17 protein-coding genes are annotated in these 19,081 nt (G+C 56.4%); 5 read left to right on the forward strand and 12 right to left on the reverse strand.

Annotation, left to right across the window (positions count from 1 at the left end; translation table 11 throughout):
* Positions 1 to 6: 6 nt before the first annotated feature.
* Positions 7 to 3,117, reverse strand: coding sequence for a hypothetical protein (locus ACTQX9_RS01740; RefSeq protein ID WP_441540311.1), 3,111 nt, complete (start codon positions 3,115 to 3,117; stop codon positions 7 to 9).
* A gap of 198 nt (positions 3,118 to 3,315) precedes the next feature.
* Between ACTQX9_RS01740 and ACTQX9_RS01745 the strand changes: the two genes are divergently transcribed.
* Positions 3,316 to 4,338, forward strand: coding sequence for a helix-turn-helix transcriptional regulator (locus ACTQX9_RS01745; RefSeq protein WP_154516810.1), 1,023 nt, complete (start codon positions 3,316 to 3,318; stop codon positions 4,336 to 4,338).
* Positions 4,325 to 5,242 (forward strand): helix-turn-helix transcriptional regulator, encoded by a 918-nt coding sequence (locus ACTQX9_RS01750; RefSeq protein ID WP_441537032.1) that lies wholly within the window; start codon positions 4,325 to 4,327, stop codon positions 5,240 to 5,242. The genes ACTQX9_RS01745 and ACTQX9_RS01750 overlap by 14 nt, the downstream gene beginning before the upstream one ends.
* Here ACTQX9_RS01750 and ACTQX9_RS01755 read toward each other — a convergent pair.
* Together ACTQX9_RS01755 and ACTQX9_RS01760 are read right to left on the reverse strand one after the other, a co-directional pair.
* Positions 5,239 to 8,133, reverse strand: a complete 2,895-nt coding sequence (locus ACTQX9_RS01755) for a helicase C-terminal domain-containing protein (protein WP_441540312.1) — start codon at positions 8,131 to 8,133, stop codon at positions 5,239 to 5,241. The two genes, ACTQX9_RS01750 and ACTQX9_RS01755, sit on opposite strands and share 4 nt — an antisense overlap.
* Positions 8,127 to 9,092 (reverse strand): D-alanine--D-alanine ligase family protein, encoded by a 966-nt coding sequence (locus ACTQX9_RS01760; protein ID WP_441540313.1) that lies wholly within the window; start codon positions 9,090 to 9,092, stop codon positions 8,127 to 8,129. Before ACTQX9_RS01760 ends, ACTQX9_RS01755 begins: the two co-directional genes overlap by 7 nt.
* A gap of 85 nt (positions 9,093 to 9,177) precedes the next feature.
* On the opposite strand from ACTQX9_RS01760, the gene rlmN reads away from it, so the two are divergent.
* A complete protein-coding gene (gene rlmN / locus ACTQX9_RS01765; RefSeq protein WP_154516799.1) occupies positions 9,178 to 10,230 on the forward strand; it encodes a 23S rRNA (adenine(2503)-C(2))-methyltransferase RlmN in 1,053 nt (350 codons plus the stop codon).
* 192 nt (positions 10,231 to 10,422) lie between these two features.
* Here the strand turns inward: rlmN and ACTQX9_RS01770 are convergent, their stop codons facing one another.
* The 9 genes from ACTQX9_RS01770 to rpmH all read right to left on the reverse strand — a co-directional run bounded on the left by ACTQX9_RS01770 (position 10,423) and on the right by rpmH (position 15,458).
* On the reverse strand, positions 10,423 to 10,677 hold the full coding sequence (locus tag ACTQX9_RS01770; RefSeq protein WP_154516796.1) for a hypothetical protein: 255 nt from the start codon (positions 10,675 to 10,677) through the stop codon (positions 10,423 to 10,425).
* The gene (locus ACTQX9_RS01775) at positions 10,667 to 11,545 is read right to left on the reverse strand and encodes a ParB/RepB/Spo0J family partition protein (RefSeq protein ID WP_441540314.1); all 879 of its coding nucleotides are present in this window, start codon (positions 11,543 to 11,545) and stop codon (positions 10,667 to 10,669) included. Before ACTQX9_RS01775 ends, ACTQX9_RS01770 begins: the two co-directional genes overlap by 11 nt.
* Before the next feature lie 19 nt (positions 11,546 to 11,564).
* Positions 11,565 to 12,365: a ParA family protein gene (locus ACTQX9_RS01780; protein ID WP_441540315.1), complete on the reverse strand. Its 801-nt coding sequence runs from the start codon at positions 12,363 to 12,365 to the stop codon at positions 11,565 to 11,567.
* A gap of 130 nt (positions 12,366 to 12,495) precedes the next feature.
* On the reverse strand, positions 12,496 to 13,233 hold the full coding sequence (gene rsmG, locus ACTQX9_RS01785; RefSeq protein WP_441540316.1) for a 16S rRNA (guanine(527)-N(7))-methyltransferase RsmG: 738 nt from the start codon (positions 13,231 to 13,233) through the stop codon (positions 12,496 to 12,498).
* A 96-nt stretch (positions 13,234 to 13,329) separates the two neighbouring features.
* Entirely contained in the window at positions 13,330 to 13,899 is a 570-nt protein-coding gene (locus ACTQX9_RS01790) for a Jag family protein (RefSeq protein ID WP_441540317.1), read from the reverse strand.
* A gap of 44 nt (positions 13,900 to 13,943) precedes the next feature.
* Positions 13,944 to 14,714 carry a YidC/Oxa1 family membrane protein insertase gene (locus tag ACTQX9_RS01795; protein WP_441042215.1) on the reverse strand — a complete coding sequence of 257 codons (771 nt, stop codon included), beginning with the start codon at positions 14,712 to 14,714 and terminating at the stop codon, positions 13,944 to 13,946.
* 29 nt (positions 14,715 to 14,743) lie between these two features.
* The gene (yidD, locus tag ACTQX9_RS01800; RefSeq protein ID WP_441540318.1) at positions 14,744 to 14,968 is read right to left on the reverse strand and encodes a membrane protein insertion efficiency factor YidD; all 225 of its coding nucleotides are present in this window, start codon (positions 14,966 to 14,968) and stop codon (positions 14,744 to 14,746) included.
* Entirely contained in the window at positions 14,965 to 15,303 is a 339-nt protein-coding gene (gene rnpA / locus ACTQX9_RS01805) for a ribonuclease P protein component (protein WP_154516785.1), read from the reverse strand. The genes yidD and rnpA overlap by 4 nt, the downstream gene beginning before the upstream one ends.
* A gap of 20 nt (positions 15,304 to 15,323) precedes the next feature.
* Positions 15,324 to 15,458: a 50S ribosomal protein L34 gene (rpmH, locus tag ACTQX9_RS01810; protein ID WP_019127408.1), complete on the reverse strand. Its 135-nt coding sequence runs from the start codon at positions 15,456 to 15,458 to the stop codon at positions 15,324 to 15,326.
* A 345-nt stretch (positions 15,459 to 15,803) separates the two neighbouring features.
* On the opposite strand from rpmH, the gene ACTQX9_RS01815 reads away from it, so the two are divergent.
* Positions 15,804 to 17,180, forward strand: coding sequence for an ATP-binding protein (locus tag ACTQX9_RS01815; RefSeq protein ID WP_441540319.1), 1,377 nt, complete (start codon positions 15,804 to 15,806; stop codon positions 17,178 to 17,180).
* A 15-nt stretch (positions 17,181 to 17,195) separates the two neighbouring features.
* The gene (locus tag ACTQX9_RS01820) at positions 17,196 to 18,899 is read left to right on the forward strand and encodes a DnaA ATPase domain-containing protein (protein WP_441540320.1); all 1,704 of its coding nucleotides are present in this window, start codon (positions 17,196 to 17,198) and stop codon (positions 18,897 to 18,899) included.
* Positions 18,900 to 19,081: the final 182 nt, after the last annotated feature.

The following is a 19,081-nucleotide window of genomic DNA, read 5'->3' on the forward strand; positions in this document are numbered from 1 at the left end:
GGTCCGCTACGAACGGCGGATGACCTCGGTGACAACCTCGGACACCGTAGCGATGTTCGTCGGGTTGACGTTGTACGGCAAATCGTCTCCGGTGCGCGCGCAGGCAAGACGCGGGCCATCGACACCGGCAATTGTGAGGGCGCGACGGCTCGCCTCGAGCGCGGCATAGGCATCGGTCTTGGCATAGGGCATCTCAAACGCGCCACAATCAACGTGGAACGACTTGCACACCTTGCTGACCAGATTCATGATGCGGCGATCACCCTTGAGCAACTGCTGCTCGCCTTCGACCGTCACGACCGAAAGCCTACCGGCTCCAATGGACTCAAGATTGATAAAGAACACACCACGCAGCTTATCGCGATGGGCTTCGAGGAACGCCTTCATACCGGCGCCGTCACAATCCGAGGCACCCGTTGCCACAAACCAGATATCGTGACCAAGCAGCTCGTCATCACCCATGGAGGCAACAGCCGAAAGCATGTCCTCGGCAGAAGCGCCGTCAGAAGAGGTGGCACCGCCCTTCCAGCCGTTATCATCGTCCTCAAAGTTATCCCAAGAGCCGATACCGCGGCCAGACTTCTTGGCATCGTAGTCATCCTCGACGCCCAGCCAGTCGCTCATGCTGTTCTGCTCATTCTTCTTTTTGCGTCCGAACAAGCCGCCCAGACCGCGCTTCTGAGGCTTTGCCTCCTTGACGACGGGAGCCGAGATGGTTTCGATGGGCTGAGCGCCCGAAGAAACGGGCATGGAGGGGGCAACCGGCGCCGACGTGGGCTCGGGCCCCTGAGCCGTCGCGAAAGGATCGTCGGCCTGAGCCGAGGGGTCGGGGAGATCGAAGAGGGATGTGCGGGATGCGACGTTTGCCTGCTGCATCGAGGGCAGCGATGGATCGGGGACCGAGGCAAGCGGCGAAGAAGAAGGTGTGAGCACCGGAGCAGAAGCGGGATCGGGGATATTCATCTGCGGACGCGGTGCGGCCTTGGACGAAATCTGTGCCATGAGCGAATCAACCGTCTCGACCTGCGCCGATGCGGGGTTGGCAACCGTGGAGCCGGGATCGCTCGGGGCAGGCATGGTAAAGATCTGCGTAGAGTACGGCCTGGACTCATCGGCGTTAGAAATCACCGGGGTCTCTTCTTGCTCAACGACGACCGTCGCGTCGGCTTCAATCTCGTCGGCGGTGTTCGTCTCGGCGTCAACGTTCTCAACCTGCTCGGCATCGACACTCTCAGCCGGCTCGGCTTCGGGCGCCTCGATCTCATCTGCAGCATCCTGGGACTCATCGGAAACAGAAAGGGGATCGGCGATGGCAGTACCCTGCTTCTCGAACGTTATCGTGGCATCGAACTTCGCGGCATCGAGCGTCTCGGTGGCGTCGATTGGCTGCTGGGCCTCAAAGGACGTCGTAGCCTCGGCGACCTCCGTCGCGGCAGGCTGCTCAGCCTCATGCTGTTCAAATTCCCGCGCCGCACGCTCACGCTCGGCCTCGGCAGCCTGCTGGTGGGCAATAGCCTCCTGCTCTGCCACCTCGCGCGCAGCGGCACGCTTTTCCTCAAGGTCGTCGACAAGTTTTTTACCCTTAGCGAGTGCGCCCTTAAAGAAGCTTGAAGCGCTGGCTCCAATCGAAGAGAACGCAGATGCTATATCGGCATGGGGCGTCGCGACCGGTAGATCGGCCGAAAAAACGGTATCGCTCTCATAAGAAACGCGCTGCGGATACTCATCGTAATCGCTGGCGGAATCGTCGTACACATCCTGAACCACCGGAGCGGGTGCAGCGGTGTCCGGCTCGGGTGCAGGGCTGGGCTCGGGTTCCGTCTCGGGCTCGGTATCGACGACGGGCTCGTCGGCAGGCGCGGCGACAGGTTCAACCGAAGCAGGCGCGGGATCGATCGTCGGCTCCTCGCCCTCTTCGTAATCAAGCGTGCACGACTCGGGAAGCATCCCCAAGGCACGAATGGCATCAGAACCAAAGCGAATATTACCGGCGGCATTGCGATACAGCTTGGGCTCGGGCTCGCTCGGCTCGGCGACAGCGGGCGCCCCAATCGACTCGACGACATCCTCATCCGCGACCGGCTCGGCAGCAACCTCGGCTTCAGCCTGAGCCTCGGGAGCAATGACACCAATCAGGGTTTCGTCAGCTGAGGCACCCCCAAAGCCATCGATCTGCTCGTCAAAAACTTCGCCCTGCTCGGATTCGGGAGCGATCGGCTGGCCAAACTCGTCCTCGGTGTAGGAGGGCTCTTCGTACTCGATGGTGTTGCCGTAGTCGTTTTGCTGCTGGGCAGCGGCATACTCAGCCGCCGCGCGCGCCATCTCCTCGGCACGACGCTTTTGCTCACCAAAATAGTCATCAAACGGAATGTCGTTGGGGAACTCGTTTTCGCCCTGGTAAGGGGCAACGTTATCCATGACACCGAGCATCGCGGCTACAGAAGACTTATTGCAGACCGCACCGGACGTATAGGGAAGAACAAAACGGTTGGCAATGATATTGGCCGCGTTGGCGAGCGCCACAAGAGAGGCGAGGATCGCAACGATCCAAAGCAGAACCTTCAGAGCGCCGGGGAGCGGCAGTATACGCAGAATGGCGACGGCAGCGGGGACAATCGTGGCGACCGGCAGCATCTTGGCGATGAGCGCGCGATACGGCGCGTACGGTTCGCGAGCGAGGAGCTCGGCACGCGGAGAATCGTAATGGGCGACAACAACCACCGGACGGTTGCGCGGAGATGCAAGCGGACCTGTGGCCTTGTGATAGGCAATGACATTTTGACTCACGCCCGTCTTGCCCAGACGAGAGATAACAGGGCGACCGGTACGCTCGAGCACATACAACACGGCACCGGCGATGGCCAGCAGAACACCGATTAAGCCGATGCTGCCGCCAATACCCATAAGCAGGGCACCGGCAAAAGACAGGATGCCTGTGACGGCAAATGCCAGCCTGCTGGGTGCAGGAGCGTTAAATTCCTGGACTTCGGGATCAAAGCCATGATTGCGGAAGATCTGGGCGATATCCTCGGCAGCCAAACGCTCTTCTTCGCTGCACGCCGGCGTGATGCCCGTGCCCTGCAGCAGGTGATTGATATAGTTCTGGGTGTTCGCCATGTGCGCTCCACATCCATAATCCGACAAATAGGCCCAATGCTTGCACATTAGAACCGTATATAGTCGAAAGTATACCCCGAGCGAACGCAATCGGCCGAAATCTGGGCATCTTAACGCACTGAGCGGACAAGGATATAGCCTAATCTCCATATCGGATTAAAATCATGGCATCAAATAACCTTCCCATGCGAGGATTCTATGACGGTAAGCGATATGACCGCGACAAACAAAACAAATGCGCCAGAACCCGGTTTCGACAAAACCGCCCAGCGTATCCTCAACCTTTTCTTTGTCCTCAACAGTTCCCCCGAGCCTCTAACAACCGAGCAGATCGTGCTGGATTCTGACCTAGGCTACGGATCGGGCAACGTCGACTCGGATAAGCGAAAATTTCGCCGCGACCGCGACAAGCTGCTCGAGCGGGGCATTGTGATCAAGGAAGTTCGCGCCGCAGGTGCCCAGGAGACCGAGGAGAGCGCCTGGACGATCGACCGTGAGCATACGTTTGCCGCGGGCGGCTTGATCACCGCAGACGATGCCGACATTCTGCTAAACGCTATCGATCAGACCCTCACCACGGGCTCTTCGGCCTTTGCGACCCCGCTCGCCGACATACGCTCCAAAATTGCCTATCTTACTGGCGAGACGAATACGGCCGAACCCCCCGTTGTTCACTCGCCGACGGTCGATGCGGTATGGAGCGCGTTTGCCGACCGATGCGCGCTGCGTTTTTTGTATCAAAACGGACGGGGTGAGCAACGACAACGCACTGTTTGCGTCTACGGCATGTTCGAGCGCGAAGGAACAGCCTACTTTTGCGGCCTAGATGACGCCACCGGAAAAATCAGAACCTTTCGCTGCGATCGCATCGTTCGTGCGTGGCGTCCATCGCGGGCCTACGCCATTCCCGCAGACTTCAATCTCAACGATTACCTCTTCTTTGAATTCGATTTCTCCGATTGCCAGCCCGTCACGGCAACTTTCTCGTTTGCTCCGCAGGCTCAATCCGACATGGTCCACGGCCTCACACGTGGGCGAGGAAGGCTCGAGCACGCCAAAGACGGCTGGACCTGGACCGTTGACGTTCGCGACCTGAATGCGGCGGCGTCATTTTGCATGGAACACAGCGTTGACGGTATGAGGCCCGTAGCGCCCAACGAACTCAAGCAGGCGTGGAACCGCCTCATCGAAAGGACAGTGAGCGCTCATGGCCGTGCGTAAGCTCACCAGCGAACAAAGGCTCTCGCGCTCCATCGACATTATGGAGGCACTCTATGCCGCCGGCGAGGCGGGCATGACGCGAGACGAAATCTGCAGTCGCTTCGATATCTCCGGAGCTTCGCTCGACGAGATCATCGGCATCATCTCGACGCTCGCAGACCGCGAATCGGGCGCGCGCATCATTTGCGAATGCCACGATGAACGTGTGGTTCTCATCGGCGATGCGGGCCGTGTGCTGCCGCTTCGCCTGAGTGCCGCCGAGGGCGCCGTACTCAATCATGAATTGGAGTCACTCGGAATCGAGGAGTGCGCGGCGGCGCGCATCCGGCGCGCACTCCTTCCGGCGGAACTCGGATACAACCAACGCGTTGACGATACCGTCGCCCGCGGATCTTATTGGCAGCAACTCTGTTGTGCAATTCAGGATGGCGTGCGATGCCTCGTCACCTACCGCTCCCTGGACGACCAGCATCCACGCAGGCGATTGATCGACCCCCTAAAGATTACGACCAACGGCGACCAAACGTACCTGATTGCCTGGGATGTCGAGGCAGACGGGCAGCGCTCCTACCGTATGGACAAGATCGAGGAGCTTCTGCTGACGGAAGACTCCGTCGTGCGTCACACGACCGAAACCACGTCCCTGCACGATTCCCTTGCACAGGCAAGCCAGAGCGTTAAGCTCCTGATGCCGCTCGATATGGCAGAACGCGTGAGGTGGGCAGGTATCAGGTCAATTAAAGCCGATGGGGAGGGTACGGCAAGCGTGACCGTTTGCTATAGCTCCGAAAACTGGCTGTTTAGCCAGATTATCGCAGCGGGCGGAGCCATCCGCATCGCAGACGACCCCGCCCTTTCAAAGCGTCTATGTGATGCCGCCGAGGCAATGGCCTTCCGTTCTTAGCGATGGCGTTCGTGCGCTTGGCGCCATAACTGAAGATAGTGGCCGATCTGCGCCGTTTCGATGCGCTGATACGAGCTGGTAGGCAGCGATGTCAGAAATTTCTTTCCGTAACCCTTCGTCACCAGACGCGGGTCGGCCAAAATCAACACGCCGCAATCGGTCGATGAACGAATCAGGCGACCGGCCGCCTGCTTGACCTCGAGAACCGCCTCGGGCAGCGAGTAGCGTACCCAGGCGCGGTCCTCGCGCAGATTGCGCTCGCACGAGAGAGGATCGGTGGGGCTCGAGAATGGCAGCTTGGGGATAATGACGCATCTCAGCGTCTCGCCGCTGGCATCGAAGCCCTCCCAAAATGCTTTGAGAGCAAAGAGCGACGAGGTCGACTCGTTGATAAAGCGATCGCGCAAGCGACGGGGAGACGAATTGCGCTGCTGACAATTGAGTTCCAGGCCGGCACGCGCCAGCTTGGGCTCAACCCGAGCGTACAGGTCTTCCATATCGCGGCGATTGGTGAACAGCGTGAGTACCGACCCGCCCATGGCAAGATGGGCATCGACCAATACGCGCTCGAGCGCGGACAGATAGCCCTCGCGGTCGCGAGGGTCGGGAATGTCCCCCGCCACGACTACGGCCATGTTCGAATCGAAGTCATAGCTCGAATCCAGGTGCAGTGACGAGGATGCCGAAGCGCCAATGCGATCGAGGCCTACGGCATGGTTAAAGTGCTCAAAGCTCTTGGACACCGTCATGGTTGCCGAGGCAAAGATGGCCGTATGCACCTCGGGCAGCCACTCGTTCGCCAGGGCCTCGCCGATGTCGATGCGCTCGGCGGTCATGGATTCTCCGCCCGCACGTAGGCGGCGGTTGACCTGCAGCGAGTACACATAATGCTCGTCGGTGCCGTCAATGATGAGCTTGAGGTTCTCGGCCAGCTCGTGCAGACGGCGCGAAATATCGCCCAGGTCGACGACGACCTCGGGTTTATCGGCAGCGACAGCCTGCACCAGCGCGGCAACATTTTTATCCGCCTGCTCCAGGGCATCGATAGCAGCGCTGGCAGACTGCAAGAAGTCATGCCAGTCATCCGACTCGCGCAACTCGGGGCCAATCCACAGATTTGCGCTGTCATAGCCACCGCGGGCGCGACGGCCGAGCTCACGCACGCCGTCAAACACCTCGGCGAGTGCCATGCTCGCGCGTGCGACCGTAGACGTCGCCTTCGCGGTGAGCCCCAGATAAAGCGTGGAGCCTTCGGATGTCGCCAAATCACGAGATACCTGGCTCAATGCACCGGAGCTCGACCCGCCAAGGCGCTCAAATAGCACGCGAGATTCGTCTGCCGAGACCACGCGCGCCCACTGGCGGCGCGCCTCGCGCTCGATGGAATGGGCCTCGTCGATTACCCAGTGGCGGATGGGAGGCAAAATTCTCCCTTCGGCCGCAACGTTGCGAAATAGCAGGGAATGATTTGTGACCACGATATCGGCATGCGCCGCGCGACGACGGGCACCGTGGACGAGGCATTTATCGGGGAAGAACGGACACAGGCGGCGAGCGCATTCGCGCGAGGCCGTCGTAAAGTCGGGGCGGTTGACGCTGCGCCAGCGAATGCCGAGCGAATCGAGGTCACCATCGGCAGATTGGCACACATACGCCATGATCACCGCAACCGCTGTGAGCGTGTCGGCAGGATCGCGGTTGGTGGTAATCTCGGTCTGACTTCGGCTCATGCGCTCGAGTTTGCGCAGGCACGGATAGTGGTCATATCCCTTGAGCGCACAGAATGACAAGCCTCCGTCCAGCTGTTCGGCGAGTTTTGGCAGCTCGTGGTACATAAGCTGATCGGCAAGATTATTCGATTTGGTCGCAATGCCAACGGTAATGTTGTTTCGGCGGGCGGCCTCGGCAAAGGGCACGAGATACGCCATCGATTTACCGACACCCGTACCGGCCTCTATCACGCGATGCGTATCCGTAACCAACGCGTCGCGTACCTCGAGCGCCATGGCAATCTGCTCGTCGCGCGGCTCATATGTGGGATACATGCGGCTGACTAGGCCACCAGGGGCATAATCCGCCTCAATCTCTTCGCGACTCGGCATGTTAAGAACCGGCAGCTCGTCGGCATCCACGCGATCATCGGCGCGATCGGCCTTGAGCACGTCGGCGCGGGCGGCGGCAAGCGAGAAAATCGAGCCGGGGTTTTGACCTGCCAAAAACGAGAAAATGGGACGATAGGACCAAGGAACATCCGCGTGCATATCCGCCAGACGCGCCATAAGGCCCTGCGGCAAGTCCGTAAGGGCAACCAGCAGCACGCGCCACACCCCACACAGGGCATCGACATCGGCATTTGCACGGTGCGACACGGAGTCGCAGCCAAACAGATCGGCCATAAAGGACAACTTGTGCGATGCCAGGCGCGGCAGCGCGATACGGGACAACGCCAGCGAATCGATCCAGATGTCGCTGACGTTGACACCGCCCTTGACCGATTCGATGAACGATCGGTCAAACGTGGCATTGTGCGCGATAACCGGGCACCCGCCCACAAAATCGGCGAGCGCAGCCACGGCCTCTACAGCCGAGGGGGCATCGGCCACATCGGCGTTTGTGATGCTTGTGAGCTCAGTGATTTCGGCAGGGATCAGCTGCTTGGGATGCACAAACGTATCAAAGCGGTCAACGACCTCGCGGCCCGAAAGACGGGCCGCGGAAATCTCGATAAGTTCGTTGTCCTGGACCGAAAGACCCGTGGTCTCGGTATCGAGGACGATAACATCCTCCTCGATAAGGCCAAACGATTGTGTGCGGGCACGCTCGGCGAGCGTTGCATAGGAATCAATGACAAACTGCGGCGTTCCAGGAGATACAGCGTCCTCGATTAGCATGCAATGCCCGCTCGACGGAGACCCATGCGAATCAGACTGTCGCAGACCTGCGGGAAGGTCATGTCTTCGGTATGACGAATCTCGTCCGGATACAGCGACGTATCGGTCATACCGGGAATCGTATTGGTCTCGAGGATGACGGGGCCGTCCTCGCTCACGATAAAATCGCTGCGCGAAATGCCCAGACAGCCGAGGGCTCTGTGGGCCGCACAGGCAAGTTCCTGGGCACGAGCATAGTTTTCGGGCGAAATCTGCGCCGGAATACGGTGGATATCCGTGGGATCGACGTACTTCACATCCAGGTCATAGAACTCGCAGTCCTCAGGCTTGCGAATCTCGACGATCGGCAGGGCGCGCACGTCATCCTCGCCGTAGACGCCTACGGTAATCTCGGTTCCCTCGATGCACTTTTCGACCAGCACCTTATCGCCGTACTCAAAGGCCTTGGCGATGGCGGCAGGCAGCTCAGAGGGCTCGTGTACCAGGGAGATGCCGTAGCTGGAGCCGTTGACGGCGGGCTTTACAAAGCAACGCTCGCCGCAAATCTCAACGATGCGATCGATATCGACCTCGTCGCCCGCCTCAAGCGCCAAACCGGGGGCAATGGGGATGCCCGCCTTGGCATACAGAAGCTTTGAAACCTCTTTATCGGCGCCACACGCGCTGGCGAGCACACCCGACGCCGTGTAGGGGATACCCAGCGTCTCCATGGCTCCCTGCATGGCGCCATCCTCGCCGCCGGCGCCGTGCATGGCGATAAACGCCACGTCAAAATCGCCAGTTGCCATAGTCACCATAAAATCATCGGCAGCCGTATCGAGCAGCTCCACCGAAGTGTAGCCAGCCTCCTTTAGGGCCACCACGACGTTCTTTCCCGAATTGAGCGAAATCTCGCGCTCGGCGGAATGGCCGCCCGCCAAGACCGCTACGTGCATGTTCTCTAGGCTTTTACCCGGCATGGGCAGACTCCTCCTCTATGATTTCTGCAGCTGATACCATATTGTAGCGATACCCCCTACGTTTCCCCAAAATCGAAAGGCTTCCATGAATCCCAGGACTAAATCTCAGGACATTCGCGACTTGAGCCAAAACGATATTCGCGAGCTCGTGGCCGAACTCGGCCAGCCCGCTTTCCGCGCGAAGCAGCTCATTGAATGGGTTTTTGAGAAGAACGTTTGTTCGTTTGACGATATGACCAACCTTCCCAAGGCTTTCCGCGAGCAGTTAAAGGAGGCATTTGCCTTCGACACGCCGACCGAGCTCACTAAGCAGGTGTCCAAGGACGGCTCTCGTAAATACCTACTCGAGTACCACGATGGCATTTCTGTCGAGACCGTCGGCATGCCCCGTCGTAACAAGCTCTCTGTCTGCGTATCCACCCAAGCCGGCTGCGGAATGGGCTGTGCTTTTTGCGCTACCGGTCTCAACGGCCTCAGGCGCTCGCTGACCGCCCAGGAAATCGTCGACCAGGTACTTCACGTTTCCAATGATTTTGGCGAGCGCGCGACAAGCGTAGTGTTCATGGGCCAGGGCGAGCCTTTTGCCAACTACGATGAGGTTCTTAAGGCGCTGCGCATCCTTAATGACCCCGACGGTATCGGCATTGGAGCGCGCCATCTCACCGTGTCTACCAGCGGTGTTATTCCTGGCATCCGTAAGTTTGCCGACATTCCCGAGCAGTTCACCCTAGCTGTCTCGCTGCACTCCGCTATCCAGTCCACACGCAATAAGCTCATGCCCGGTGTCAAGAAATACACACTCCTGCGCCTTCACGAGGCACTGCAGCTCTACACCGAGAAGACCGGCCGCCGTCCGACGTACGAATATGCCATGATCGAGGGCGTCAACGACACCAACCCCGAAATGCAGGCGCTCTGCGACTTCTGTGAGGGCACGCTGTGCCACGTCAACTTGATTCAGCTCAACGATATTGAGGGCAGCCCGCTCAAGCCGTCACCGATCCATAAGGTAGAAGACCTTCAACGCCGTCTTGAGTCCCGTGGTATCGAGACCACGATTCGCAACTCCCGTGGTAACGATATCGATGCGGCTTGCGGCCAACTCAAGCAGCGTTTCAAAGTTCAGAAGAATGCGTAGGGGCGACCAGCCCAAACGTTTCATGTGAAACATCAGAAAGCCCCGGTTGCTTAATTGCAACCGGGGCTGTTTCATATTCATCGATTATCTGCATCATACGAATGTCCAGCATTATTTAGGACGATATTTGGGATCCCTGTACTGGTGATCAGACAGGGAACCCTTCAGAATAGATGAGTTATTGTTAGGTACCTAAAAGCCTACATTTTCCCATTGATGATTAACCCAATCTTGGTTGATCTTGGGATTCTTAGTCATCTGAGCCGTACGCATGGCAACGTCCTCGGTCATAACATCCATTTTCTTTTTTGAGGTATCAACGATATCCTGCGCTCCGCGAAGTAAACGACCACGCAATTCATCATCTGTCGCAATCTTATAACCGGCAAAAGCGCCAACTGCAACAGTAGCAGCCAAAGCGACAGCAGTCAGAACTTTATTCCTCATCCTGACCTCCTTGATCAAACTGAATGATTTCGCCAAGAATGCGAGAGAGTTCCTCTTCATCCTTAAATTCAATCTCGATCTTGTTCTTTCCGCGCGAGCTTTTTACGCGAACGTTGGTGTTAAACACCTGACGCAGAACGCGTGCCGCCTTCTTAAAAGACTGAGGCGTTGCGGTTCGAGGCGTTTTTGAGGTCTCTCCGGCAGAAAACAACGGAGCAAGATTTTCTGTCGCGCGGACGGACAATCCTTCCGCAACAACCTTCTCAGCTAACCTAATACGTGCATCTTCGTATGGAACTGCAAGAATTGCACGAGCATGTCCAGCAGTCAGCTTACCTTCAAAGATCATCTGCTGAACAACCTCTGGGAGATCAAGTAGTCGCAACGAATTGGTGATTGCAGAGCGAGACTTGCTAACAGCCTTCGACAAGGCCTCTTGAGTCATGCCGCTCGCATCGATGAGCTGTCGATACCCCTTAGCCTCTTCGACGGGATTGAGATCAGAGCGTTGCAGGTTTTCAATCAATGCAAGCGCAAGCATCTGTTCATCATCAACATCTTTTATTATGACAGGAACTTCCTCAAGTCCAGCAAGCTTAGAAGCCTGATAACGGCGCTCACCCGCGATAATCTCATAGCCATTATCGTGCTTGCGTACAAGAAGCGGCTGAAGAACGCCATGCTCCTGAATCGACTCACTCAACTCTCGAAGCTCGGTCTCATTAAAATGAATTCTGGGTTGGTTGGGGTTCGGAACGATATCCTCGATTGGAAGTTTAGTTTCCGAAGCAGTATTGGATGCGGACGTCGCAGATCCACCGGTCTCATATTCTGCTTCGGAGACCAATGCATTGAGTCCGCGACCCAAACCGCCACGCTTCCTTGGACTAGGCACGCTTGATCACCTCTCTGGCAAGGTTCATATACGCCTTTGCACCCTTATTTTGTGGCGCATATGTAATTACCGGCTCACCGAACGACGGTGCTTCTGATATTTTAACCGTACGCGGAATCAAGGTCTTAAATGCCTTATCGCCAAAGTACGACTTCACTTCTTCGACAACCTGATTTGAGAGCGATGTGCGCGAATCATACATCGTCATAAGCACACCATAGGTATCAAGGCTCTTATTTAGGCGTGTTTTGACCATCTTCATCGACTCAAGCAGCTTCGTGACACCTTCGAGTGCGTAATACTCGCACTGAATTGGAATCAGAACACTGTCCGCCGCCGTCAACGCATTAATGGTCAACAAGCCAAGTGAAGGCGGACAGTCGATAAATATAAAGTCAAACTCATCCTTAACAGGCTCAAGCAGATCCTTCAAGCGCGTTTCTCGTGCAATCGCGCTTACAAGCTCAATTTCGGCACCTGCAAGCTGGATAGTAGCCGGTATTACAAATACCTTACTGCAATTTGTATCAAGAACAAGCGATTCTGCCGGAACATCATTCAGCAATGCATCATAAATGCAGTTATCGAGTTCTTCTTTTTCGATTCCAAAGCCGCTCGTGCTATTACCCTGTGGATCAAAATCGACAATCAGCGTCTTTCGACCCTGTTCACCCAGTGCTGCTGCAAGGTTTACAGCTGTGGTGGACTTACCCACACCACCCTTTTGATTGATGATTGCAATGATACGCGTGTCTTTTGCGCTCTTTGAACGCTTAACGTCGCGAAATCCCACGGTCCCTCCTGGTGTATTTTAAGCTGTTAAACGGAGGATGTTTCACGTGAAACATTCCGATTCATCATCTGTTATGTTTCACGTGAAACATAACAAGTAATTACTATCCATTATGTTTCACGTGAAACATCTAGGCAAGCGGATTCTTCTTCGCCATGCCATTAGCACGTGGAAGCGAAATAGCTGCCGGACGAGATTTTTTTAGAATGATAAACTCGCGATGACCCAAGCCATTTGGCAAATCTAAATCATCCGTCATAAGTGTGGTGAACCCACATATACTAGCGGCAGTTAGACCAGACTGAAGTTCGACGTCTGATGGGTTTCCCTTAGTAATAACAAAGAGACCACTATCTATTAGAAATGGTGAAGCATACTCGACGAGAACTGGTAACGGTGCAAGTGCACGAGCGGTAACAACAGCAAACTGTTTCTTATGGCTTCGGGCATATTCTTCAAGACGATCATGAACCGCTTGTGCATACTTGAGACCGAGAGCCTCAACAAATGAGTTGACGGCATCAACCTTCTTGCCAACCGAATCGATATAGGTAGCCTTACGTCCGCTAGCAATTGTCAAAGGGATACCAGGAAAACCAGCACCAGTACCCATGTCTAACAAAGCACCTTCTGGAGCTATGTCTATATAGGGAAGCAACACAAGCGAATCAAGAATATGGAGAACAGCCGCATCTTCGACATTGAGAATGCGCGTAAGATTGGTGGTCTTATTAGCCTCCAAAACAAGATCAAGATGCTCAATACAGGAGCGTAGGGCATCATGGGAGACCTTCAAAGAATAGTCTTCGCAATACGAAATTAGACGACTAAGCATCTGGCTTGTCTGCTCATCGGTTAGTACAAACAAGACAAACTCCTATCTGACAAAAATCAGTGTATCAAGAACTTTTGACAAAAAAAGGGGACGTGGAAACCACGCCCCCTTAAGATAAGCTCGTTTAGGTTATCGAGCAACAATCACAACATGGCGATCGGGGTCAGAACCCTCAGAATGCGTGTCGACGGCATCGTTGCCGCGAAGAGCAATATGAACAAGACGGCGCTCGTAGGCATTCATGGGAGGAAGCGAAACGCTTTTGTGAGTGCGAACTGCCCGCTCGGCAGCAGACTGAGCCATAGAGGCAACCTTGTCCTGGCGGCGGCTCTTATATCCCTCGACGTCGACGACAACCGGATACCTAAAGCCAATCTTTCGGCTCACCAACAGCGAGAACATAACCTGAAGGGCATCAAGGGTGCGACCATGACGACCGATTAGGACGGCAAGGTCGGGAGCCGTTACATCAAGAATCAGTTCGCCCTCGTCGCCCTCGTACTCATCGATAGGAGAGTTGGCGGCGTCGAAATGCGAAAGGATGGAACGAAGAATAGAAATCGCAACATCGGCAATGGTGTCGAGCTCTTCATCCGTAAGCTCTTCACCAGCCTTGTAGCGCTGTGCAATCTCGAGATAATCGCCCGCGGCCTGCGGGGCAACCTCCTCAAGCATATCCTCGACGATCTCTTCAGACATAACGTACTCCAAAAGTTAGGTACCTAAATAAGATTACTATACCGCTACTTCTTCTTGTGTGGGCGCGGCTTCTTCTCGCGACGCGTGACCTCAACCTGCAGCGGGGCGTTCTTAAGACGCTCCTCCTCTTCGGCCTTAGCCTTCTCGATAACCTTCTGCGTCACAAAGATCTGCTGGATGACCTGCCAGGCAGAAGACACGTCGTAGTACAAAAGAACACCAACGGGCAGGCTCCAACCCATCCAGAGCATCATGACGGTCATGACGACGGCCATCATGCGCATGCTCTGGGCCTGCTGACCGGTCTGATTGCGCGACATGTACAGCTGCGGAATCAGGGTCAGGACAGCAAACAGAATCAGGCAAATCAGCGCAGGCAGTGCGACCATAAAGCCATCGGCAAAAGAGGCGCTCGGCGTGGTAGTCAGATCGGGCAGAATGTTGAAGAACGAGAAGGTGCCCTCGTTAAAGTACTGCGGCAGGTTGCGCAGAAGTGTAAACAGGGCGATGAGGATAGGCATCTGAATCAGAAGCGGCAGGCAGCCGGACAGCGGATTGAACTTGTTCTCGCTGTAGAACTTCTGCATCTCCTCGGCCTGACGCTGGGGATCGTCGGCGTAGCGCTCCTGGATCTCGAGCATCTTGGGCTGCAGCACCTGCATACGGGCCGTCGACTTGGTCGACTTGAGCATGAGCGGCGTCAGCAGCAGACGGACGATGACCACCAGGATAATGATGGACAGGCCCCAGTCGACCGCAAAGGTCTGGATGAGCTTGAGCAGCTCGAAAAGGATGTTAACGATCCAATCCCACATGTAATTTTTCCTCCGATAGCGAGTGCCCGCTAGGGCACAGGGTCATAACCGCCGACGTGCAGGGGATTGCAGCGAGCGATGCGCCTCACGGCAAGCCAGCAGCCTCTACAAACACCGTATTTCTCGATAGCCTGGACGGCGTAATGAGAACACGTTGGATAATAAATGCAGGCGTCAGGCAATAAGGGCGAAATAACCTGTTGATATATGTGAATAGGAGCGATGGCAACACGTCGCAAAACGTGATTGCTCATCGCTCCTCCCCGGCAACGCCGGCGCGTATCACAAGCGAACGCAATGCCTCGTTCATCTCCTCCGGCGACGAGATCCTCGTCTTGGGGGTCGCGAACAAGATGATGTCATAACCCGCAACGGGAAATCCGCAGCTGCGGGCGGCCTCGCGCATCACACGCTTAGAACGGTTGCGCACAACTGCGCAACCGAGTCGTTTAGCACCAACGAAGGCGACCCTTCCAGAGTCGCCTTCGCCAACCGATTCACATATGGTCATTCGAATCAGAGGATGATTGAAACGACGCCCCTGACTGAACACATGCTCGAAATCTTGCCGAGACTTAATAGTCTTCATGCGAGATGTGTGTATCGCTGCTAGACAGTGAGACGCTTGCGGCCCTTGGCGCGGCGACGGGCGAGCACGGCACGACCACCCTTGGTGGCCATACGGGCACGGAAGCCATGGGTCTTGGCACGCTTACGCTTATTAGGCTGATACGTACGCTTCATCTTAAGTTCCTCCTGCTGCATTTCGAGTGTCCGCGAGGGCGCGGACGCAGATATAGACACGTGAGCTTGAAGATTGTAGGGAAATCAATGTTCAAATGTCAAGAAATCAAAGGTAAAAGGTTGCGCAGTTCACACGGTTCCGCCATAAGCCGGATGAGTTTTTGAGTATGACTCCAACTTTTCACGATATTTCACCGAGTTTTCAACAGGTCATGTTGCCAATGTTGAGAACTTTTCGCCCATTTTCCAAAGTTTTCAACATGTTTTGAAAACTTGTCGAAAGATGAGAAACATTGCGCGGTGAGCTACTATTTATCCGAAACCTTTTGAAAGATTGCGAGCGGCATGTCTGACGACTTTTACACCATGGTCGATTCCGGTGACCCGGCACCCGACAACGAGCACATCAACGGCGTACGCGAAGAGCGCGAAGAGGGCGAGCAGACATCGAAACAGACACCGAAAACCATGTATGCGGCGCGCATCGCCGTCTATGACGACATGCTTTCGACCCCGCGCGTGATCGTCATCGAGCCGCAAGACATCCGCACGTATCTGGAAGAGACGACTAACACCGTCTACCAGTGCATGAAAGAGCAAGGCGGACACATCTCACTCATGGTTATCCGCGAGATTGTCGAAAACTTTATCCACGCCCACTTTGCCGAGCCCATTATCTCGATCCTGGACGGCGGGGAAACTATCCGCTTTGCCGACCAAGGTCCGGGCATCGACGACAAAGAGCGCGCCTTCGACTTTGGCGTCACCAGCGCAAACAGCAAGATGAAGCGGTATATACGCGGCACCGGGGCAGGTTTTCCCATGGTGCAGGAATACCTGGAAAACGCCGGCGGGGCAGTCTCCATCGAAGACAACATGGGCAACGGCACCGTCGTCACGGTGAGCCTCGACCCCAAGCGCGTGCAGGAAATTGAGCGCGCGGGAGGGCGCGGGGCAGCCGTGCGCCCCGAGGCCCAGGGGTCGGAATACCCACTGCCGGGAGCATTTCCACAGCAAGCAATGATGACTCCGCAGCAAACCATGGCCGCGTCCCCACTACAACAGCCCATGGCTTCGCAGCAGATGCATCAACCCGGCATGCCGCCCATGCAGGACCCCCAGCCCGCGGGACAGACGACAACTCAAGGCTCGGCAGAGTCCATGGTCCCGGCCGATTTGGATGCAGCCGCGATGCAGCAGGTGACGGGCATGCAAGGAGCTCGGCAGATGGGCTTCCAACCGTACCCGCAGGCATATCCGGGACAATATATGCCGCAGCAGGGATACTCCCAGCAATATATGCAGCAGTATCCCCAGGGCTATCAGCAGCCGTATCAGCAGATGCCGCAGCCGTACAATCCCTGGGCCCAGCAGATGCCGCCGCAGCCATACCAACAGTGGCCGCAAAGTTTTCAACAGCCGATGCCAACCATGCAGAGTTCTCAACAACCAGCAGCTCAAATGATGTATCCTAATGCGGCGAATCAATACGCACAGCCGCAACCGGACGTATTTGTGAGCGAGCGCGGCAACGCGGCGCTGGGATATCTGGCTCAAAACCAAGAGTGCGGCGCCACCGACCTGGCGCGAGCATTTGGAAACTCCGCACCCACGTGGTCACGCACACTCAATGACTTGGCGCAGGCCGGCTTGGTGATCAAACACGGTCAGAAATACCATCTGACCGAACTCGGCAGCGCTCGCGTGCGTGCCCAAAGTTAAGGAACGGGAGAGACAGTGGACGAGGAAGCAAGCATCATCCTGGAGGATGCCATCGCCTTTTGCCAGCGCGACGGCCAAGATGCACGCCTCATCAACATGTTGGGGCAATCGCGTGCCGTGAACCTGACCGAGGACACCTTGACCATCGAGGCACCGTCGCGCTTTGCCATTGCGCAGCTCAAAAAGCACCAGCCGACTATCGAGCACTACCTAGAAGAGATTGCCTTTGCGCCGATCGCGCTCAACATCGTGGCCCCGCAGGGTCCCACGACAGGCGCCACAGGGGCGGCACCCGTCACTCCCCCTTTGACGACCGTCGCCCCCGTGGCGGCTCCGGAGACCAATGCGAGCGATGTTTCCCGTGAAACCATGCCCCACGCAACAGCCGTGCCGGTAGCAACCGCGCCCAGCGTTTCACACATGCCCGTCGCGCACGACGCGGCGCCGGGCGAAGAACCGGGCATCGCGATCAAAAACACGCTGTCGGCCGACGATTTCCGCCGCATGATGAATCAGATGAAGGGCGTGGCACCCGCCAAGAGCGCAAAACCAGTCTCGACATCGCCTGTGAGCGTGCCTGCGGCTGCGGCGCCGGGCGAGCAGAACGCCGATGGCGCGCCCCTCGTGGCCAACTCAAAATTCACCTTCGAAAACTTTGTCTACGGCCCCGAAAACAGCCACGCCTATCGTTCGGCGCTTAAATTCGCCGCACTCGCAGACGAACGCGGTACTTGCACATCCCTGTTCATCTATGGCAAATCGGGCTTGGGCAAGACCCACCTGCTGCTCGCCATCAAAAACGAGCTCGCCGAGAAGTCGCCCGAGATCAAAGTGAAATACGCCAACTCACAGGCATACATCGATGATCTGATGACAGAATTCGACCGCCAAAAGAAGAGTAACGCCCCCATCATGCAGGCATACCACGGCGTGGACGTGCTCATCATCGATGACATCCAAAACATCATCGGCAAGCGCGCGAGCGTGGATTACTTTTTCCAGCTCATGGACGAGTTTATCCGCAACAACAAGAAGGTCGTGATTGCCGCAGACCGTGCGCCCAAGGACCTGAACATGGACGAGCGCCTGACCAGCCGCTTTAACGCCGGCATGCTCTGCTTGGTAGCAGAGCCCAGCTACGAGATGAAGTACAAGATTCTGCAACGCTATTACGAGAACACGATCGCGGCGGCGCCCGAGGCGGGCGACGACTCGCTGCTGGCGGCCTACGGTGGCGACAGCGGACATCTGACCGACAAGCACTTTAAACATATGGCGGAGGTATCGGGCACCAACATCCGTGAGCTCGAGAGCTTCTGCGAGCGCTGCGCCGGGGAGGCGGGCGACCGCGAGCGCGAGGGTAGCGAGCTGAGCTTCGACGACATCGACGCCATCGCCAGCCAGTACTTCGACACGTCGGCCAAAAAGATCAACGTGCAGACAGTTCAGTCTGTTATCGAGGAGCAGTACGGCGTGACGCATGAGGAGCTCATTGGTCCGCGACGCAATGCCAATATCGCCAAGGCTCGCCATATCGCCATTTACCTAGCGATCGAGATGTGCGAGATGACAACCACCGCCGTGGGTGCGGAGTTTGGCAACCGCAACCACTCGACCGTCAGCACGAGCTACAAAAAAGTCCAGAAGATGATCCAGGAAGACCGGACCGTGACCGAGGACCTCAAATCGCTACGAGACAAAATTACACTGCGCTCGTAGGGAAATAGGCACACCTGTTGAAAACTTGTCGAAACCGCGGGCATAAGGTGTCTAAAACCCAGCCTGCTCCGATGAAAAGTTTTGCGCAGGTTTTGAACGTGGAAAACGACCCCTGTTGCACACAGGGAACTGTCGATTCTCTTTTTGGGTTTGACCTGCATGTTTGGGAGTAATCAACAGTT

It is taken from the genome of Collinsella sp. LCP19S3_F2 (genome assembly GCF_052121015.1).
GTDB lineage: Bacteria > Actinomycetota > Coriobacteriia > Coriobacteriales > Coriobacteriaceae > Collinsella.

Coding starts and splice junctions, on each gene's coding strand:
- ACTQX9_RS01740 (WP_441540311.1), bottom strand. CDS start 3,117: ATGGCGAACACCCAGAACTATATCAATCACCTGCTGCAGGGCACGGGC.
- ACTQX9_RS01760 (WP_441540313.1), bottom strand. CDS start 9,092: ATGCCGGGTAAAAGCCTAGAGAACATGCACGTAGCGGTCTTGGCGGGC.
- rpmH (WP_019127408.1), bottom strand. CDS start 15,458: ATGAAGCGTACGTATCAGCCTAATAAGCGTAAGCGTGCCAAGACCCAT.
- ACTQX9_RS01745 (WP_154516810.1), top strand. CDS start 3,316: ATGACGGTAAGCGATATGACCGCGACAAACAAAACAAATGCGCCAGAA.
- ACTQX9_RS01790 (WP_441540317.1), bottom strand. CDS start 13,899: ATGTCTGAAGAGATCGTCGAGGATATGCTTGAGGAGGTTGCCCCGCAG.
- ACTQX9_RS01755 (WP_441540312.1), bottom strand. CDS start 8,133: ATGCTAATCGAGGACGCTGTATCTCCTGGAACGCCGCAGTTTGTCATT.
- rlmN (WP_154516799.1), top strand. CDS start 9,178: ATGAATCCCAGGACTAAATCTCAGGACATTCGCGACTTGAGCCAAAAC.
- ACTQX9_RS01750 (WP_441537032.1), top strand. CDS start 4,325: ATGGCCGTGCGTAAGCTCACCAGCGAACAAAGGCTCTCGCGCTCCATC.
- ACTQX9_RS01795 (WP_441042215.1), bottom strand. CDS start 14,714: ATGTGGGATTGGATCGTTAACATCCTTTTCGAGCTGCTCAAGCTCATC.
- rnpA (WP_154516785.1), bottom strand. CDS start 15,303: ATGAAGACTATTAAGTCTCGGCAAGATTTCGAGCATGTGTTCAGTCAG.
- ACTQX9_RS01770 (WP_154516796.1), bottom strand. CDS start 10,677: ATGAGGAATAAAGTTCTGACTGCTGTCGCTTTGGCTGCTACTGTTGCA.
- ACTQX9_RS01815 (WP_441540319.1), top strand. CDS start 15,804: ATGTCTGACGACTTTTACACCATGGTCGATTCCGGTGACCCGGCACCC.
- yidD (WP_441540318.1), bottom strand. CDS start 14,968: ATGAGCAATCACGTTTTGCGACGTGTTGCCATCGCTCCTATTCACATA.